Annotated in this window: 13 protein-coding genes; 6 read left to right on the plus strand and 7 right to left on the minus strand. The window is 59.6% G+C overall.

Annotation, left to right across the window (positions count from 1 at the left end; genetic code table 11):
- Position 1: 1 nt before the first annotated feature.
- Positions 2 to 367 (minus strand): hypothetical protein, encoded by a 366-nt coding sequence (locus QVZ43_RS08275; RefSeq protein WP_223795832.1) that lies wholly within the window; start codon positions 365 to 367, stop codon positions 2 to 4.
- Positions 368 to 590: 223 nt separating this feature from the next.
- Here QVZ43_RS08275 and QVZ43_RS08280 point away from each other — a divergent pair, with 223 nt between their 5' ends.
- Positions 591 to 1193 (plus strand): hypothetical protein, encoded by a 603-nt coding sequence (locus QVZ43_RS08280; protein ID WP_302909546.1) that lies wholly within the window; start codon positions 591 to 593, stop codon positions 1191 to 1193.
- A gap of 35 nt (positions 1194 to 1228) precedes the next feature.
- On the plus strand, positions 1229 to 3439 hold the full coding sequence (locus QVZ43_RS08285; RefSeq protein WP_302909547.1) for a patatin-like phospholipase family protein: 2211 nt from the start codon (positions 1229 to 1231) through the stop codon (positions 3437 to 3439).
- Here the strand turns inward: QVZ43_RS08285 and QVZ43_RS08290 are convergent, their stop codons facing one another.
- From QVZ43_RS08290 to QVZ43_RS08300, 3 genes are all read right to left on the minus strand, one after another.
- Positions 3440 to 4117, minus strand: coding sequence for a GntR family transcriptional regulator (locus tag QVZ43_RS08290; protein WP_302909548.1), 678 nt, complete (start codon positions 4115 to 4117; stop codon positions 3440 to 3442). It lies immediately after the preceding gene.
- An 84-nt stretch (positions 4118 to 4201) separates the two neighbouring features.
- Complete coding sequence (gene cls, locus QVZ43_RS08295) at positions 4202 to 5632, minus strand: cardiolipin synthase (RefSeq protein ID WP_302909549.1); 1431 nt, start codon at positions 5630 to 5632, stop codon at positions 4202 to 4204.
- Between the two features lies 1 nt (position 5633).
- Positions 5634 to 6716: an AraC family transcriptional regulator gene (locus QVZ43_RS08300; protein ID WP_302909550.1), complete on the minus strand. Its 1083-nt coding sequence runs from the start codon at positions 6714 to 6716 to the stop codon at positions 5634 to 5636.
- Positions 6717 to 7110: 394 nt separating this feature from the next.
- On the opposite strand from QVZ43_RS08300, the gene QVZ43_RS08305 reads away from it, so the two are divergent.
- The 4 genes from QVZ43_RS08305 to QVZ43_RS08320 all read left to right on the plus strand — a co-directional run bounded on the left by QVZ43_RS08305 (position 7111) and on the right by QVZ43_RS08320 (position 10615).
- On the plus strand, positions 7111 to 7908 hold the full coding sequence (locus QVZ43_RS08305; RefSeq protein ID WP_223795838.1) for an alpha/beta fold hydrolase: 798 nt from the start codon (positions 7111 to 7113) through the stop codon (positions 7906 to 7908).
- A 93-nt stretch (positions 7909 to 8001) separates the two neighbouring features.
- Entirely contained in the window at positions 8002 to 9087 is a 1086-nt protein-coding gene (locus QVZ43_RS08310; protein WP_223795839.1) for an SMP-30/gluconolactonase/LRE family protein, read from the plus strand.
- Positions 9084 to 9557, plus strand: a complete 474-nt coding sequence (locus QVZ43_RS08315) for an acyl-CoA thioesterase (RefSeq protein ID WP_223795840.1) — start codon at positions 9084 to 9086, stop codon at positions 9555 to 9557. Before QVZ43_RS08310 ends, QVZ43_RS08315 begins: the two co-directional genes overlap by 4 nt.
- Before the next feature lie 74 nt (positions 9558 to 9631).
- Positions 9632 to 10615 (plus strand): NADP-dependent oxidoreductase, encoded by a 984-nt coding sequence (locus QVZ43_RS08320; protein WP_302909551.1) that lies wholly within the window; start codon positions 9632 to 9634, stop codon positions 10613 to 10615.
- A gap of 36 nt (positions 10616 to 10651) precedes the next feature.
- Here the strand turns inward: QVZ43_RS08320 and QVZ43_RS08325 are convergent, their stop codons facing one another.
- The 3 genes from QVZ43_RS08325 to QVZ43_RS08335 all read right to left on the minus strand — a co-directional run bounded on the left by QVZ43_RS08325 (position 10652) and on the right by QVZ43_RS08335 (position 15398).
- Entirely contained in the window at positions 10652 to 12520 is a 1869-nt protein-coding gene (locus tag QVZ43_RS08325; RefSeq protein ID WP_302909552.1) for a cation:proton antiporter, read from the minus strand.
- Positions 12521 to 12541: 21 nt separating this feature from the next.
- Entirely contained in the window at positions 12542 to 13333 is a 792-nt protein-coding gene (tcdA, locus tag QVZ43_RS08330; RefSeq protein WP_302909553.1) for a tRNA cyclic N6-threonylcarbamoyladenosine(37) synthase TcdA, read from the minus strand.
- 283 nt (positions 13334 to 13616) lie between these two features.
- Positions 13617 to 15398 carry an acyl-CoA dehydrogenase C-terminal domain-containing protein gene (locus QVZ43_RS08335; RefSeq protein WP_302909554.1) on the minus strand — a complete coding sequence of 594 codons (1782 nt, stop codon included), beginning with the start codon at positions 15396 to 15398 and terminating at the stop codon, positions 13617 to 13619.
- Positions 15399 to 15535 lie beyond the last annotated feature (137 nt).

The raw sequence follows: 15535 nt of genomic DNA on the forward strand, positions 1-15535 counted from the left end.
CTTACAGGCAATCAAACTGGGAACGGCGGTCAAAGGCAACCGAGACCATGTCGTACCCGGAATCGGACAGCTCACGAATCAGGTCCCGATCCTTCAGCAGGGTCATGCAGACCTTGTGAACGCTGGCCTGAAGCTGCTCCATAGGTGGTTGCGTTGCCTGCAGGCGAAAGTCGACAATCAGGTATTTGCGCTCGATGTCGGCCGAGACCGGAATGTCCTGCCGCTCCACGCTTTCGTAACCGATGTAGGTCGCTTCGTCCCGGGCAAACACCTGGCTCATCAGCAGGTCAAGATTCTCGGCCTGCGCTGGAAGGGCGGGCAGCAGAAGGGCTGAGGCCAATAGGCTGTGGATGAATGACGTTTTCATGGTTGGTTACCTGGTGACTTTTTTGTCATGTGTAACAAAGTGTAAGTGCTTGTCGCGGTCCATTTTTGCAGACCGGTTGGCATTTTAAAGAATTCGGACGAAAATTTTTTCAATTTTTTGCGGTTGTCAGCACCTCGGGGGTTATCTGCCGGCGGCGCTGCTCATGAAGTTTTCAACTATTCTTAACAACAACAGCAGTACAGACGTTATAAGAGGTAGTGGCATGTTTCAGCTTGTCTTCAAAGGGGAGTGCGTTCCGGGTACCGATACCCAGACTGCCCGAAACAATGCACGGGCCCTGTTCAAGGCCAGTGTCGAGCAGGTCGACCGGATGTTCAGTGGTCAACCCGTGGTGATCCGTAACAAGCTGGAAGAGGCGCAAGCCGAAAAATACCGCGCCGTACTGGGCAAACACGGCATGGTGGCTTATGTGCAGCCCATGCCGGGCACGACTCCGGTATCCGAATCAGCTCCCAGGCCACAAGCGGCGGCTCCCGCTCAACCTGCGCGGGAGACTGAGCCAGCAGCCCGGCCGACGAGCTCCGCAGCGGGCAGGGTGCCCGACACCGAACCGGGGGATCGGCTGCCGGTGGCGGGTGAAAAAGTGGATGACATACTGAGCGGCTCGGGGTTGGGCCTGGATCCGGCAGGCGTGAGACTGGTTGAGACTCAGGACGTCGAGGCACCTGAATTTGAGCATCTGGATGAGTGGTCATTGGCCCCGACCGGTAGTGATATCGGAATAAAGGAAGACCTGCCGCCGCCAATGGTTCCCGATGTTTCCCACCTGTCCCTGGCTGATGAGGAGACTGGCGGCAAGTCTTAGCGCCCACTCCCTGGCCGAGCGAAGAAAGGAATCTCATGCCAGTAAAACGCATTCTTTTTTGGATATTCCTCACGGGCGCATGGTTGGCGCCCGTTCTTTCTGCAGCAGAGCGGCCCAAGGTTGGCCTTGTGCTCAGCGGCGGTGGCGCCAAGGGCATGGCCCACGTCGGCGTGCTCAGGGTGCTCGAAGAGATGAACATCCCCGTCGATGTGGTGGTCGGCACCAGCGCGGGTGCCGCCGTAGGCGCCCTGTATGCGTCGGGCATGTCGGTCAAGGAAATCGAGAACCGCTTTCTCAAGCTGGATTGGGTTTCCAGTTTCAAAGACGACCCGGGCCGGATTTACAAACCTGTGCGCCGAAAAATGGAAGAAGTGCGCCTGCCGTTGATGCCGGGTATCGGGGGGGCTGCTGATGGTTTCCGGGTTGGCGGGGGCATCGTCGCTGGCCAGAACCTCGGGTTTATCCTCAACGAACTGACCCGCGATGATGCCCTGGTGGAAGATTTTGATCTTCTTGCTATTCCCTACCGCGCCGTTGCCACCGATCTGGAGACCGGAGAGCAGGTTGTCATGGGTAAGGGCAACCTGGCCGAAGCCGTTCGGGCCAGTATGAGTATTCCCGGGGTTTACGCGCCCGTGCGCCGGGATGGCCGTTTACTGGTGGACGGCGGTGTGGCGAACAATCTCCCGATCAGCGTTGCCCAGGACTTGGGAGCCGAGATCATCATCGCGGTGGACATCAGTGATGCGCTGATGGGGCGGGATGAGCTCACCGGCGCATTCTCGGTGGTTGGGCAGCTCACCACCATGATGACCCGCAGCAATACCGACGAGCAGCTAACCTTTCTGGGCGAAAGGGATGTGCTGATTCAGCCCGACCTTGAGGGTTACACCTCCGCCGATTTCTATGATGGTCTGGTTTTGTTCGAGCTGGGGGCCAGCGCTGCCCGGGAGCATGCGGTTGAGCTGCGGCCTCTGTCGGTATCAAAGAGACAGTGGTCGGAGTACCAGGAGCGTCGTGACTCCGGGAGTTTTCGGGTGGGGCGGGTCGCCAGTATCAATATCATTCATGGCAATGCTTTGGCGTCGAAGTTTATTCGGGAGCGGATCCGTCAGCAGGAAGGTATGCCGTTGCAGGTGGGGATTCTTGAAGAGGATCTGAAGCGGATTTACGGCCTCGGATATTACGAAACCGTGTCCTATTCGGTGTCGCCGTCCCCGGATGGCAGTGTTCTGAATATCCTGATTCAGGAGAAAAGCTGGGGCCCCAATTACCTGTCGTTTGGACTTGGGTATGAGGACAGTGTGGACGGCGATACCCGTTTCAATCTGGCCGGTGGCCTGACCTTGACCGAGTTAAACGATCTTGGGGCGGAATGGGCTACCGGTCTGCAGGTGGGCACCGAACCCTGGATCCGGTCCCAGTGGTATCAGCCACTGGACTACGGCTACGAGCGCTTCCTGGTGGTGGGCGGTGAATACGACCGGGACATCTTTGGCGTCTATGACGGTGGCAGTGATCCGGTAGCCGAGCTGGAGGTGAATTACCGGATGGTGGATGTGGCTCTGGGTATGGAATTTGGCTCCGAGCACGAAGTCCGGTTGAAGTATTTTCGCGGCGACGCCTCCATTGAAAATGTGGTTGGCCAGGTAGCGATCGAAGACGATGACATCCAGCAAGGTGGTATCAGCCTGCAGTGGGTGCACGATTCCCTGGATGATTCCTTTTATCCGTATTCCGGAGCCTTCGCCGGCCTGCGGGGGCGAATGGACCGGGACGGTCTGGGCTCTGAGCGCAGCTTCGATGCCATCAGTGGGATTGGTTTGGGCACGGATACCTGGCAGGGCTTCAACCTGACCGGGTTGTTCTATGGTGAGATCGTCACCCGGGGTGAGCCGGGCATCGAAAATGCCGCCCGGCTGGGTGGCTTCCGGCGGCTGTCGGCGTTGGGGCCTGGCCAGATCTCGGGTGACAACGCCTTGATGGCCGCCATGTTCGGACGTAAAAATTTTGGTGGCCCGGTGGTGCCGGTTTTTGCCGGTGCAGGCTTTGAAGTGGGCAATGCCTGGGAATCACTGAGCGACGCAAGCTGGGGGAATTCGGTGCGTTCCTGGAGCCTGTTTGCCGGCGTGGACACCTTCCTGGGGCCGGTTCAGGTCGCGGCCGCATACAGCAACCTCGACACCTGGAGTGTCTATCTCAACATCGGCTATTCGTTTACCGAGCTGTTCTACGATTCGCCCTGATCAGGCGCCCTTACGGTCACTGCTGCGAAGGGCTTCCAGCACCTGCTGGCACTGCTGCAAGGCGTAACGGCTAAGAATATCGTCCAGGCGTCGTTCGTCCCGGTCCCGGATGGCCTGAATGGACTCGCGCATGTGTTCCAGGTTGTCCTCCAAAACATGCTTGCCGCCTTGCTGGAAGGCAACGAAGGCACATCGCCTAGCTGACGGCCAGAGATCCTCGATGGCCGCCACGATAAAGTAATTATCGGCGTATGCCAGCGACGCCTTGGTGTATTCAATGCCCAGGTTCAAAAACGCCATCAGGTCACTGCGGTCATAGCAGTCCTGCATTTGAGCGTGCAGTGATTCCAGCCGTTCCATGTCTTCCGGTTGCCAGTTCCGGGTGAGCTTCTTGCCCGTGTGGGTCAGGTAGAGTTGCAGGGTTTCGTACAGGCTGCGGACAAAAAACTCATCCAGCGGGGTCACGAAGGCGCCCTTGCGGGGCACGTTCCTGACCAGGTGACGCTTCTCCAGCAGCAGCAGGCCCTCGCGGATGGATCCGTGGCTGACGTCCATTTCCTTGGCCATGGCTGCCTCGTAAATCCGCTCGCCGGAGCGAAGCTGTCCGAAGGCAATGAGGTTCTCGATATGGCGGGCGACCTGCTCGGTCAGGGTTTCTCTGGGCTTGAACGCATTCATATTGTTATATCGCTACTGCACCACTGTTTTGTTACGGAATACTCGCATATTCCGAGGCAAAGAAACCAGTCGTGACGAGCAGGATCAGAACAGTGGCCCAAGCAGCCTGACCGCCCGGCAGGTGAGCCGGAACAGAATCGAACGTTCCTTGTAGTCCTGCTCGGTCATTTGCCGGCAATTATCCAGGTCGTCTTGCAGCATGGTGGTCACCTCGTCGACAAAATGTCGGGCGGTGGTGACCATGGAAATTTCAAAGTTGAGCCGCATGGATCGATTGTCCAGGTTGGCCGTTCCCACGGCGGCATAGCGATCGTCCACCAGCACCACCTTCTGGTGCATGAAGCCCGGTTGGTAGCGGTAGATCCTGATGCCGGTTTGTGAGGCCTGGCTCAGATAGGAGTAGGCCGCCAGGCCAATGATCCGGCTGTCGGCTTTCTCCGGAATCATGATGCGTACATCCACACCCCGTAAGGCGGCCAGTTGCAGGGCATGCATGATCTGAACATCGGGGACAAAATAGGGAGAGGAAATCCACAGACGGTGCCGGGCGTTGTTGATGCAGTTGAGAAAAAACAACGTGCAGGTTTCCCAATCATCGGCCGGGCCGGTGGGGAGGATCAGTACCTTGTCATTACCGGGAGTGGCTTCGTGGGGATCCCAGCCCAGCGTCGGCACCTCATCGCTGGCCCAGTTCCAGTCTTCCAGCCAGGCCAGTTGCAGGCCGGTCACCGCCGGGCCTTTAATCCGGCAGTGGGTATCACGCCAGGGCTCCTGGTCCATGACAGTGCCCAGGTATTCATCACCAAGGTTGATGCCGCCGACGAAGCCCACCGTACCGTCACAAACCAGCAGCTTCCGGTGATTCCGGAAATTGATCTGAAAACGGCGCCGGCGAACATTACCATCGCCGAATGAGGCCACGTGGGCGCCGGCTTTGCTGAGCTCTTTGAGGTAGTTTTTCGGCAGCGACACCGAGCCGATGTCGTCGTACAGAAACCAGACTTCCACTCCGTCGGCCAGTTTCCGCTCAAGTATGGTTTTGATGCGCTGGCCCACTTTATCCGAGCGCACCAGGTAGAACTCCAGCAGGATATACCGGCGGGCGTTTTCCATGGCCTCAAACAGGGCGTCGAAGGTGTCGTTACCATCGCGCAGCAGCTGGCACTGGTTGCCTTCGGTGAAGGGTTGCCGCCCCAGGCTGCACAGTACCTGGAGCTCATCGGTAAAGTGGCTGTCGGTGGCTTCGGTAATCGACGTGGTTTGCTGCTCGAAGTAGTCCAGCAGGCTGGTGAGCGATTCATCGCCCATGCGCCGGGCTTTGACGTAGCCGCCAAATCGGTTGCGTCCGATCAGCAGGAACAGGGGGACCGTCAGGTAGGGCAGGCCAAGCAGGCCGATAATCCAGGCAATGGCGCCCTGGGCGGTGCGGTAGGTCAGCAGGATGCGGTAGATGCAGGCCAGGGCTGCCAGGTAGACAGCTGCGATGGTCGTGATGACCCACCAGGAATCGACCATGTCAGCGTGAGCCCCGGTTGGAGCGGGGCCGCCCGGTGTGAGAGGCCTCTCGTGTCTGGTGACTGGCGCGATAGCTGGCGGGAGACTGGCCGGTCCAGCGCTTGAATGCCCGGCTGAAGGCGCTCAGTTCGGAAAATCCCAGCAGGAAGGCGATTTCCCCGAGGGCGTAGTGATTGCCAGCCACATACCGCATGGCCTTATCCTGTCGCACCTGCTCAACCAGTTCGTGAAAGCTGAGGCCTTCCCGCTTGAGCCTGCGGTAAAGGGTCTGACGACTCATGTGGCACTTCTTCGCCAGGGTGTCGGCGTCGATCTTGTCGGTGGACATCTGCTTCGAGATCAGGCGGCGAATCTTACGGCCGAACGAGCGACGTGATCCCAGCCGCGCCAGCAGGCCGTTGACCTGTTTGAGGACGGCCGAATACACGTAGGGGTTGCGCCTGGGAATGGGGTGGCTCAGGTGTTCACTGCTGAACGCCAGTTGGGTCGTCGGGCAGTCGAAGCTCACCGGTCCCCCCAGCAGGGCCTCGTATTCGTCGGCGTAACTGGGCTTGGGGTGGGCCAGTTCGACCCACTGGGCAGTGATGGTCGGGTGGATGAAGTGTCGGGTACGGCACAGGGCCGAGGCCAGGGTGCGATCCATATCCTGCCGGCAGTAATGGTCTGGCCAGTCCGGTTGCCAGGTCAGGATGGCCTCGTTGCCGGTTTGCTCGAAGCTCAGGGTCACCGACTCGTTGATCAGCCGGTGCAGGCGGACATACTGGGTAACGGCTTCGCCCAGGGTATCGCAATTGAAGAAGACATGGCCGACCAGCCCCATGCGCTCGGGGTCAACCAGCTGGCCGGCGTGCAGTCCCACCCCGGGATCCCCGGTGACTTGCTCGGCGTATTCCCACAACCGGTAGTGATCTTCGGCGGGAATGCGCAGGTCAGGGGCGGACAAGTCCTGGATAGACCGGCCAAGGATGGTCTCCACCTTTGCGGCGTCCAGAACACCCTGGCGCTCCAGGTAGTGAACCAGAGCAAGGGTGCTGGAAGCGGCAACCAGCGGTTTGTCATTGTTTTCAGCCAGGTGCGCGTTCATGGTCATGTATCCCCACGTTAACAGTCTGCCCCGCAGATTGGTACAAAATGTCAAATAGTTGGGACAGCCTGTCAACGGTTTGTCATGCCTCTAACGATAGCATTATGGGTATCAGGTTGAAGCAATGGACAAGCCGTAGCAGGAGGACACAATGGAACAGGAAATTTTTGTACCGCACACCCAGTCAGAACGTGAAAACGTCATGGCGCTGGCCGAGTACCTGAACAGCATCTTCTACTGCTGATCGCTCGAATCAGGCACCGATCAAAAGCCGGGGACTTCCCCGGCTTTTTTGTGGGTGAAATACCACCCTGGTAGGGCTTGCCCATGGAAATGCGGATGGTAATGTATCGGCTCTCGCGCAGACCCAATCCCAACCGGAGGCCAAGCCCTGATGACTGTCGATCTGAACCACCGAATCACTGGCGAAGGCAAGCCGCTGATCCTGATGCATGGCCTGTTTGGGTCGTTGGAGAATCTGGGAGGGATTGTCCGCCGGCTTCAGGACGAATGGCGCATTCACGCTCTGGACCTGCGCAATCATGGCGCCTCTCCCCATTCGGACAGCATGGACTACCCATCCATGGCCCGTGATGTTCTCGCGTACATGGACAGCCAGGGACTGGACAAGGTCTCGCTGCTCGGTCACTCCATGGGGGGCAAGGTGGCAATGCAAATTGCATTGATGGCGCCGGATCGGGTGGAGCAGGTGGTTGTCGCCGATATTGCGCCGGTGGATTACCATCCCCGCCACGATGCTGTACTGGAAGGTCTGGGCAGTATCGACCCGGCAGCAGTTCGTTCCCGCCAGGACGCCGATCAGACGTTGTCGGCTCATGTAGCGGAAGCTCCGACCCGCCAGTTCCTGCTCAAGAACCTGGAGCGGGTACCCCGTGAAGAACAGTCTGAAGGGGGGGCTATGTTCCGTTGGCGCCTGAACCTGCCGGTGATTCAAGCCAGTTACGATAACCTCACCAGGGCGCCGGAAGGCGAAGGCCCCTATACCGGGCCGGTTCTGTTTATCAAAGGGGAGAACTCCGCCTACATCCAGGAGAAACACCGGAATGAGATACAGCGCCTGTTTCCTTCCGCCGAACTCCGCATTATCAAAGACACCGGCCACTGGCTGCACGCGGAGAAAGCCGATACCTTTGCTGCCCTGAGCCGGCGTTTCCTGGCCAAAAATGCCTGATAAATCATAGCCTGCGAGTTCAGGGCGTGAGTTCAGTCTGCTAAAGTACAGGGACAAACAGCAGGGAATGAACAACTCAGGCGGGGATGGTCTATGAGATGGCTGATGATCGGGTGCTTGGTATTGTTTGCGGTGCTGGGAGGTTTCCTCCTGGCTCCGTCTCCGATTGATAGCCGGGCCTGGGCCCCCCCGTCACCGCCACCGCTGACCGGCCCCCTCACACCCAACGAGCGGCTCAGGCTGGCGGACCTCCTGGCCCGTGGCAAGGTCTATGGGCCCGAAGATACCGCCGTCAACGAGGAAGGCGTACTGCATGCCGGCACTCAGGATGGGCGCATTATCCGCCTGTTTCCCGATGGCCGGATTGAAACCTGGCTGAAAACCGAAGGCCGACCATTAGGTATGGTGTTCGACCAGAATGGTGATTTGATTGTTGCCGATGCCTGGAAAGGACTGCTTTCGGTAACGCCAGAGGGTGAGATCACAGTGCTCACTCGCGAAGCCGAAGGGACCCCTTTCCGGTTTACCGATGACGTGGATATCGCTCCCGACGGTCGCATCTACTTCAGTGATGCCAGTTCCCGGTTCCAGCAGCCGGATTATCGGCTGGATCTGCTGGAAATGCGCCCCTGGGGTCGACTCCTCCGTTACACCCCCCGCACCGGCAAGACGGAGGTGCTTTTGGGCAACCTGCACTTCGCCAATGGCGTAGCCGTATCCCCGGACGGCGACTTCGTGCTGGTAAACGAAACCTGGAAATACCGCATTCTGAGGTACTGGATTACCGGGCCCAAGGCCGGTCAGGCCGAGGTCTTCGCCGATAACCTGCCGGGCTTTCCGGATAACCTTGCCGTCGATTCCGAAGGGCGTTACTGGGTGGCGTTCCCCACGCTTCGTAATTCCCAGGTGGATGCCTTGCATCGCACTCCCTGGCTCAAGGATCTGGTCGCCAAGTTGCCGGACAGCCTCAAGCCCAAGCCCCAGGAGTACGGACTGGTGGTGGCGTTCGACCGGGATGGGAATATGATCACCAGTCTGCACGACACCCGGGGTACTCACTTGCAGGAGATCACCTCGGTCAACCCGCACGAGGGGTATCTGTACTTCGGATCGTTGCACAATGATCGGATTGGCCGGCTGCCCTTACACGCCATACCCGGACTTGGAGACGACGCATGACGGCTGACGCGCCGATCAACTGGGATCTTGCTGATCCGTTCACCATGGATATCACGGTTACCGATCAGGATACAGATCGCTTGGGGCACGCCAATAATGTGGTGTACGTTCGCTGGCTGGAGGAAATCAGCTGGGCCCACATCGAGAGTCTTGGCATGACCTGGGAGGTACACGAAAGTACCGGGCGAGCCATGGCCATTACCCGCACCGAGATCGACTACCTGGCCTCCGCCAATGCCGGCGATCACTTGATCCTGGGCACCTGGATCACCGGCTTTGATGGTCGCTTCCGTTCAGAACGCCGGTTCCAACTGGTGCGCCCGGCCGATGGCAAAACGCTGGTCCGGGCCACCTCCACCCACGCCTGTGTGAACCTGAAAACCCAACGGCCTGCCCGGGCACCCGATGCCTTTCGTGACATTCTTGCCTCGGCGGTTGTGGCGGGTGGCCAAGGGCTTCGCGTCGATTAAACCCTCCTTGGCAAGATCTTCTGCTAGTCTGAACAGAGTTTTGTTTCCGTCACCCGAGAAGTCCGGAGAACTCCATGGCGAATTCCACTGATACCCTCCCAGAATCCACCATGCGCCACGTCATTTATGACCGGTTCGGCGAGCGGGATGTCCTGCAGGTGGTAGAGTCCGAGATTCCCCAGCCCGATGCCGGACAGGTTCTGGTTCGCGTTCATGGCGCCGGCCTGAACCCGATCGACTGGAAAACCCGCAAGGGACTGGGCTTTGCGGCACGCCAGATCGAGAACTCGCTGCCGTGGACGCCCGGATACGATATGGCGGGCGAAGTCATCGCGATCGGAGAAGGGGTGACCACCCTGGTTCCCGGAGACCGGGTTATGGGCATGATCGGCTTTCCCGGTGTCGGTGGCGCCTACGCCCAGTATGCACTGGCCCAGGCGGATGAACTGGCCATCGTGCCGGAGGAGCTGGACCTGATGACAGCCGGCGCACTGCCGCTGGCGGCCCTGACTGCCTGGCAGGCGCTGTTCGAGGTGGCCAAGCTGGAGTCTGGCCAGAAGATTCTGATCCACGCCGGGGCTGGCGGTGTCGGTCATTTTGCCGTTCAGTTTGCCCTTGAGCGCGGCGCACACGTGATTGCCACGGCATCGGCCAGTAACCGGGATTTCCTAGCGGAACTGGGTGTCCACGAGGTCATCGACTATCACACCACGGATGTCGCCGAGGAGTGCTACGGGCTGGACGTGGTGCTGGACCTGGTGGGTGGCGAAGCCGGCAAGCGCTCACTGCACACGCTGGGTGAACAGGGTGTACTTGTGACCATTCCCACGGTCACCGCTGACGAGATCGTCAGTGCTGCGGAAGACATGGGGCTGCGAGCCCACGGCATGACCGTACGGCCAGATGCCTTTCATCTGGATGAAATCGCCGAACTGATCGAAGACGGCGACGTTCGCGTGCACATCGACGAGCCGTTCCCGATGGATCGTGTGGTGGATGCCCATGAAAAGCTGGAGGGTGGTCATGTGCGCGGCAAGCTGGTGCTGGACTGTCGCTAACCTCGGTCCAGCACTGAATATTACCTCTTGAACCGCTTAGTTTCCGGGTTCCGCGTCCGGCCCGGAGGTCTGGCGGTCCCCGTTTGAAGTTTCTTTGGTCTTTCGTTCCTTCGGCGCCTGGGCTGGCACCAGGCTGATCAGCATCCAGCCTTCTTCAGGCTTTAAGGCGTCCATGCTGATCACCGGCTGTACCCGGCCCTTCTGATCGAACACGAACATGACAATCGCCTGGCCTTCGTACTTGGTCAGGAAGTCCTGGTAACTGAATTCTTCGCTCAGCTGAGTGGTTTTGACCGCATAGCCCTGGCTGGCCAGGCTGGCCAGCTTGGCGTAACTGACGCCGCCAAACAGACCCCGTGTCATCTGGATTTTTTCAGCAGTCTGGTGCCGGGCTTTCTGATCCTGGTCGCCTTCTGCCAGGCTGAAAACATGCCCGTTGCCGAACCAGTCCAGGAAGTGGTAGGTGGCCAGGGAGTTCATGTGCTTGTAGGGCGAGACCACCAGCAGGTTGCCAACGCCGGTCAGGTCGAGGTGGGTGGAGGCATGCTCGGATATGGGGTTGCCAAAGTAGGTACGCAAACCGGCCATCCGGGCCTGACGAACGTTTTCCCAGTTGGTATCGCACAGGGTAACGGGCACTTCCTGTTTATGCAGCGCCTGGCCAATCATGCGTGCCACGGGGTTGGCGCCCAGGATCAGAAAACCGTATTCCGGAGGTGAAGCCACGTCGAGCAACTTGGCTAACGGTCGGGCGGTCAGGCTCTGCAAAGTGACGGTGGTAATGATGAGGACGAACACCAGCGGCACCAGGGCCTCGGCCCCTTCGTATCCGAGGTTTTCCAGCTGGAAGGCGAACAGCGCAGACACAGCCGCGGCCACTATGCCCCGCGGCGCGATCCAGCTCAGGAAGAGCTTTTCCCGCCAGTTCAGTTTGGTGCCAATGGCGGACAGCTGGATGCTCAGTGGGCGTGCCACGAGAATCAGGATCGCCAGCACCAGAACCAGTTCCCAGCCCAGGGCCGCGATGGCGCTGAACTCCACGCGGGCCGCAAGAATGATGAACAGGCCGGAAATCAGCAGAACACTGAGGGATTCCTTGAATTCCAGAATGCTCTCGATGGGCACCTGCTTCATGTTCGCCATCCAGATACCCATGATGGTCACCGTCAGCAGACCCGATTCGTGGGCCATTTCGTTGGAAACCGCGTAGACCCCCAGCATGAACGTCAGCGTACCTGCATTGTGCAGGTACTGGGGGACCAGGTGTTTACGCAGCACGAGGCCGTTCAGGTACCCCGCCACAGCGCCAATCAGCAGGCCAACGGCAATGGTCTTGCCGAAGATGTACAGGGAATGACTGAACACATCCCCCTGACCCCAGGACACGATGGCCTCGAACACCAGAACCGCCAGCAGGGCCCCCACCGGATCGATGATGATGCCTTCCCAGCGCAGGATGTTGGCCAGTTTGGCATCCGGTCGGACCGATCGCAGCAGCGGGGCTATGACGGTAGGCCCGGTAACCACCGATATGGCGCCGAACAGCAGCGCCACGGCCCAGGACACATCCAGCAACCAACGGGCTGACAGGGTGCCGATAAGGCAGGTAACAAGGGTGCCAATCGGCACCAGGTTACGCACCATCTTGCCGTGGCCGCGAATTTCCTCGTAGCGCAGGGTCAGGCTGCCTTCGAACAGGATGATGGCGACGGCCAGGGAAATAACCGGGAACAGGAGTTCACCGAACACCGCCTCCGGCGCGAGGAAACCCAGGAACGGGCCTGCTGCCACGCCGCCAGCCAGTAGAAACAGAATCGCCGGCATTCGAACCCGCCATGCAAGCCACTGGCAGAAGAGGGAAAGTATGCCAATGCTGGCAAGGAGCATGACGGTGCTGACGGGCATATGGTGGTCAAATCCTTTGGGTTACTGGTTGGCTCGTCGCGCAATACGGTTGAGTAACCGTGAGGCGGCAAAGAAACCAAAGCTGGCGGTTACCGGGCTGGCGGCACCAAACCCCGACGCACAATCCAGTCGCACCGGGCCTGAGGAATCCGGCTTCTGCAGGCAGACCTCGCCATCCCCGGCAGGATACGTCAGCTGTTCCAGCGAGTATACGGCCTCGATACCGAAGCGTCGCTTGGGATTGCGGGAAAAACCATATTCCCGGCGAAGCATGTTGCGCACTTTGGCCAGCAGGGGGTCCTGGGTGGTCTTGCTCAGATCCGCCACCTGTATCTGGGTCGGGTCCATCTGGCCGCCGGCGCCACCGGCGCAGACGATGGGAATTTTCCGACGCTGGCAGTGGGCGATCAGGGCGGCCTTGGCTTTCACACTGTCGATCGCATCGACCACACCAGTCATCTCCGGCGTGATCAGTTCAGCGACATTCTTGGTGGTCAGGAAACCAAAGTGGACGTTGATGGTGGCGTGGGGGTTGATGGCCTGCAGGCGCTCCGCCATAGCATCGGTCTTGGTGCGACCGTATTGCTGCTCCAGGGCATGAAGTTGGCGATTGGTGTTAGACACACAGATGTCGTCCATGTCGATCAAGGTGAGCTTGCCCACGCCGCTCCGGGCCAGGGATTCTGCCGCCCAAGAGCCCACACCGCCGAGGCCAACAATGGCAATGTGGGAGTTGCGAAAGGCATTCAGGGCGCGGCGGCCATACAGGCGCTCAATGCCGCCAAAGCGGAAAGCGTAATCGTCGGCGTTCATCAGATCTCCGGTAGTATCCGTCCGGTGCGCGGTTGTGTCGGTGAAAAGAGGGCAATTGTAACCCAGGGCCGCGGGGCACACTAAAACAGGCAAAAAAAAGCCACGACGGGGCGTGGCGGAGAAGGAGAGGCCCAGTCCGATACGGGCCTGAGCTGGACTAGTTCAGAGACACTAATCAACGGGCTCTATTATTCCGCGCCGGCGCCGGTCTCTGAAGGTCACAAGTAGCCATTCATCGGTCATTTCCGGCCACGGGGCGTGGTCGTGACCGGAAATGGATGCCTCAGGCAAACCAGTGGTCGTCCTCAAAGGCCATCATGCTGTCCTTGCCAGTGCGGATGTCGGCCAGCAGCCAGTGGACTTCCGGCAGCAGTTTTTCGAAATAGAAGCGGGCCGACACCAGTTTGCCTTCCAGCAACGCCGGGTTGTTGCCCTCGGCCTGGTTGTCCAGTTGTGTCCTGGCCTCCGCCGCCATGCGCGACCACAGGTAGCCAATCACCGTCAGAGCCATCAGGCGCAGGTAGGGGGTAGCGGCAGCACCGGCTTGCTCCGGGTCCGATGGCGCATTCTGGGCCAGCCAGCCGGTGGCTTCTTCCAGGGTGCGGATGGCTTCCTTGAGCTGATCCCGGTGAGGAGCCTCGGGGTTATCTTTCAGGTAGCCGGCGAGGGTGCCAAACAGGGTTCGCACCAGTCGGCCGCCTTTCAGAGCCAGCTTTCTGCCCACCAGATCCATTGCCTGGATGCCATTAGTGCCCTCGTAGATCCGCGCGATGCGTCCGTCACGAACCAGCTGCTCCAGAGGCCAGTCGGTCGTGAAGCCGGAACCACCCAGCACCTGCAGGCCTGTATTGGCGTTGTTGAATCCTTCGTCGGTCAGGAACGCTTTTACGACCGGAGTCAGGATCTGGACAAGATCATCGGCAGCCTCACGGGAATCCTCGTCCGGATGGGCGACCGACAGGTCCAGCTGGTGGCCGGTAAACAGGGCCAGCGCGCGCATGCCCTCGTTCAGGACCTTCTGGCGCATCAGCATCCGCCGCACGTCCGGGTGGACAATGATGGGGTCGGCGGGGCCTTCGGGGTTTTTCGGGCCACTCAGGGAACGGCTCTGCAGGCGTTCACGGGCGAAGCCGAGACTTTCCTGGTAGGCCATTTCAGCGAGGCCGAGACCCTGCATGCCCACCATCAGGCGGGCTTCGTTCATCATGGTGAACATGGCGCGCATGCCGTCGTTGGCTTCGCCTACCAGCCAGCCTTTTGCGCCTTCGAAGTTCATCACACAGGTAGCCGATCCCTTGATGCCCATCTTGTGCTCAAGCCCACCGCAGAACGCCGGGTTGCGCTCACCGGAGTCCGGCAGGAACTTGGGGACGACGAACAGCGAGATGCCCTTGGTGGTGTCCGGCGCGCCCGGCAGCTTGGCCAGAACCAAGTGCACAATGTTGTCCACCAGATCGTGTTCGCCGCCGGTAATCCAGATTTTTGTCCCCTCGATGGCGTAGCTTCCGTCGTCGTTGGGTTTTGCCCGGGTGCGGATCAAGCCCAGATCGGTGCCGCAATGGGGTTCGGTCAGGCACATGGTGCCGGTCCACTGGCCGGAAATGAGCTTTTCCAGATAGGTCTGCTTGAGCTCCTCCGAACCGTGGGCGTACAGCGCACTGATCGCACCGTGGGTCAGGCCCGGATACATGCCCAGGGAGAGGTTGGTGGAGCACACCATTTCGTCCACCACGAACTTCAGTGTGTGGGGCAGGCCCTGGCCGCCGAACTCCAGCGGCGCGTCCAGTGCGGTCCAGCCGCCTTCGACAAAGGTTTTGTAGGCCGATTTGAACGCGTCTGGCGTGGTCACTGAGCGGGTTTGCGGATCGTATTGGCAGCCTTCACGGTCGCCTACCTGGTTGGTGGGCTGTATGACTTCCGCCGCCAGTTTTCCAGCCTCGTCGATGACCGCTGAAATGAGATCAGGGGTTGCATCGGCGTATTTCTCCAGTTCGTGGAGTTTGTCCACGCCCAGAACATCAAACAACAAAAACCGGAGGTCGTTCTCTGGAGCCTGATATTGCATGCCTTGCTCTCCTTTCCATACCTGTTTTTTTAAAGCGTTCGGGATCAACTCCCGGGGTCGTCAGGAATTTAAACTACCATTTCATACGGCCGTTTTAATTCTGTGGTTCACCGCGCTTGGCGGTCTGTGGCCGAAAG

Origin of the sequence: Marinobacter suaedae, from assembly GCF_030519635.1 — a bacterium.
GTDB classification, from domain to species: Bacteria; Pseudomonadota; Gammaproteobacteria; order Pseudomonadales; family Oleiphilaceae; genus Marinobacter; species Marinobacter suaedae.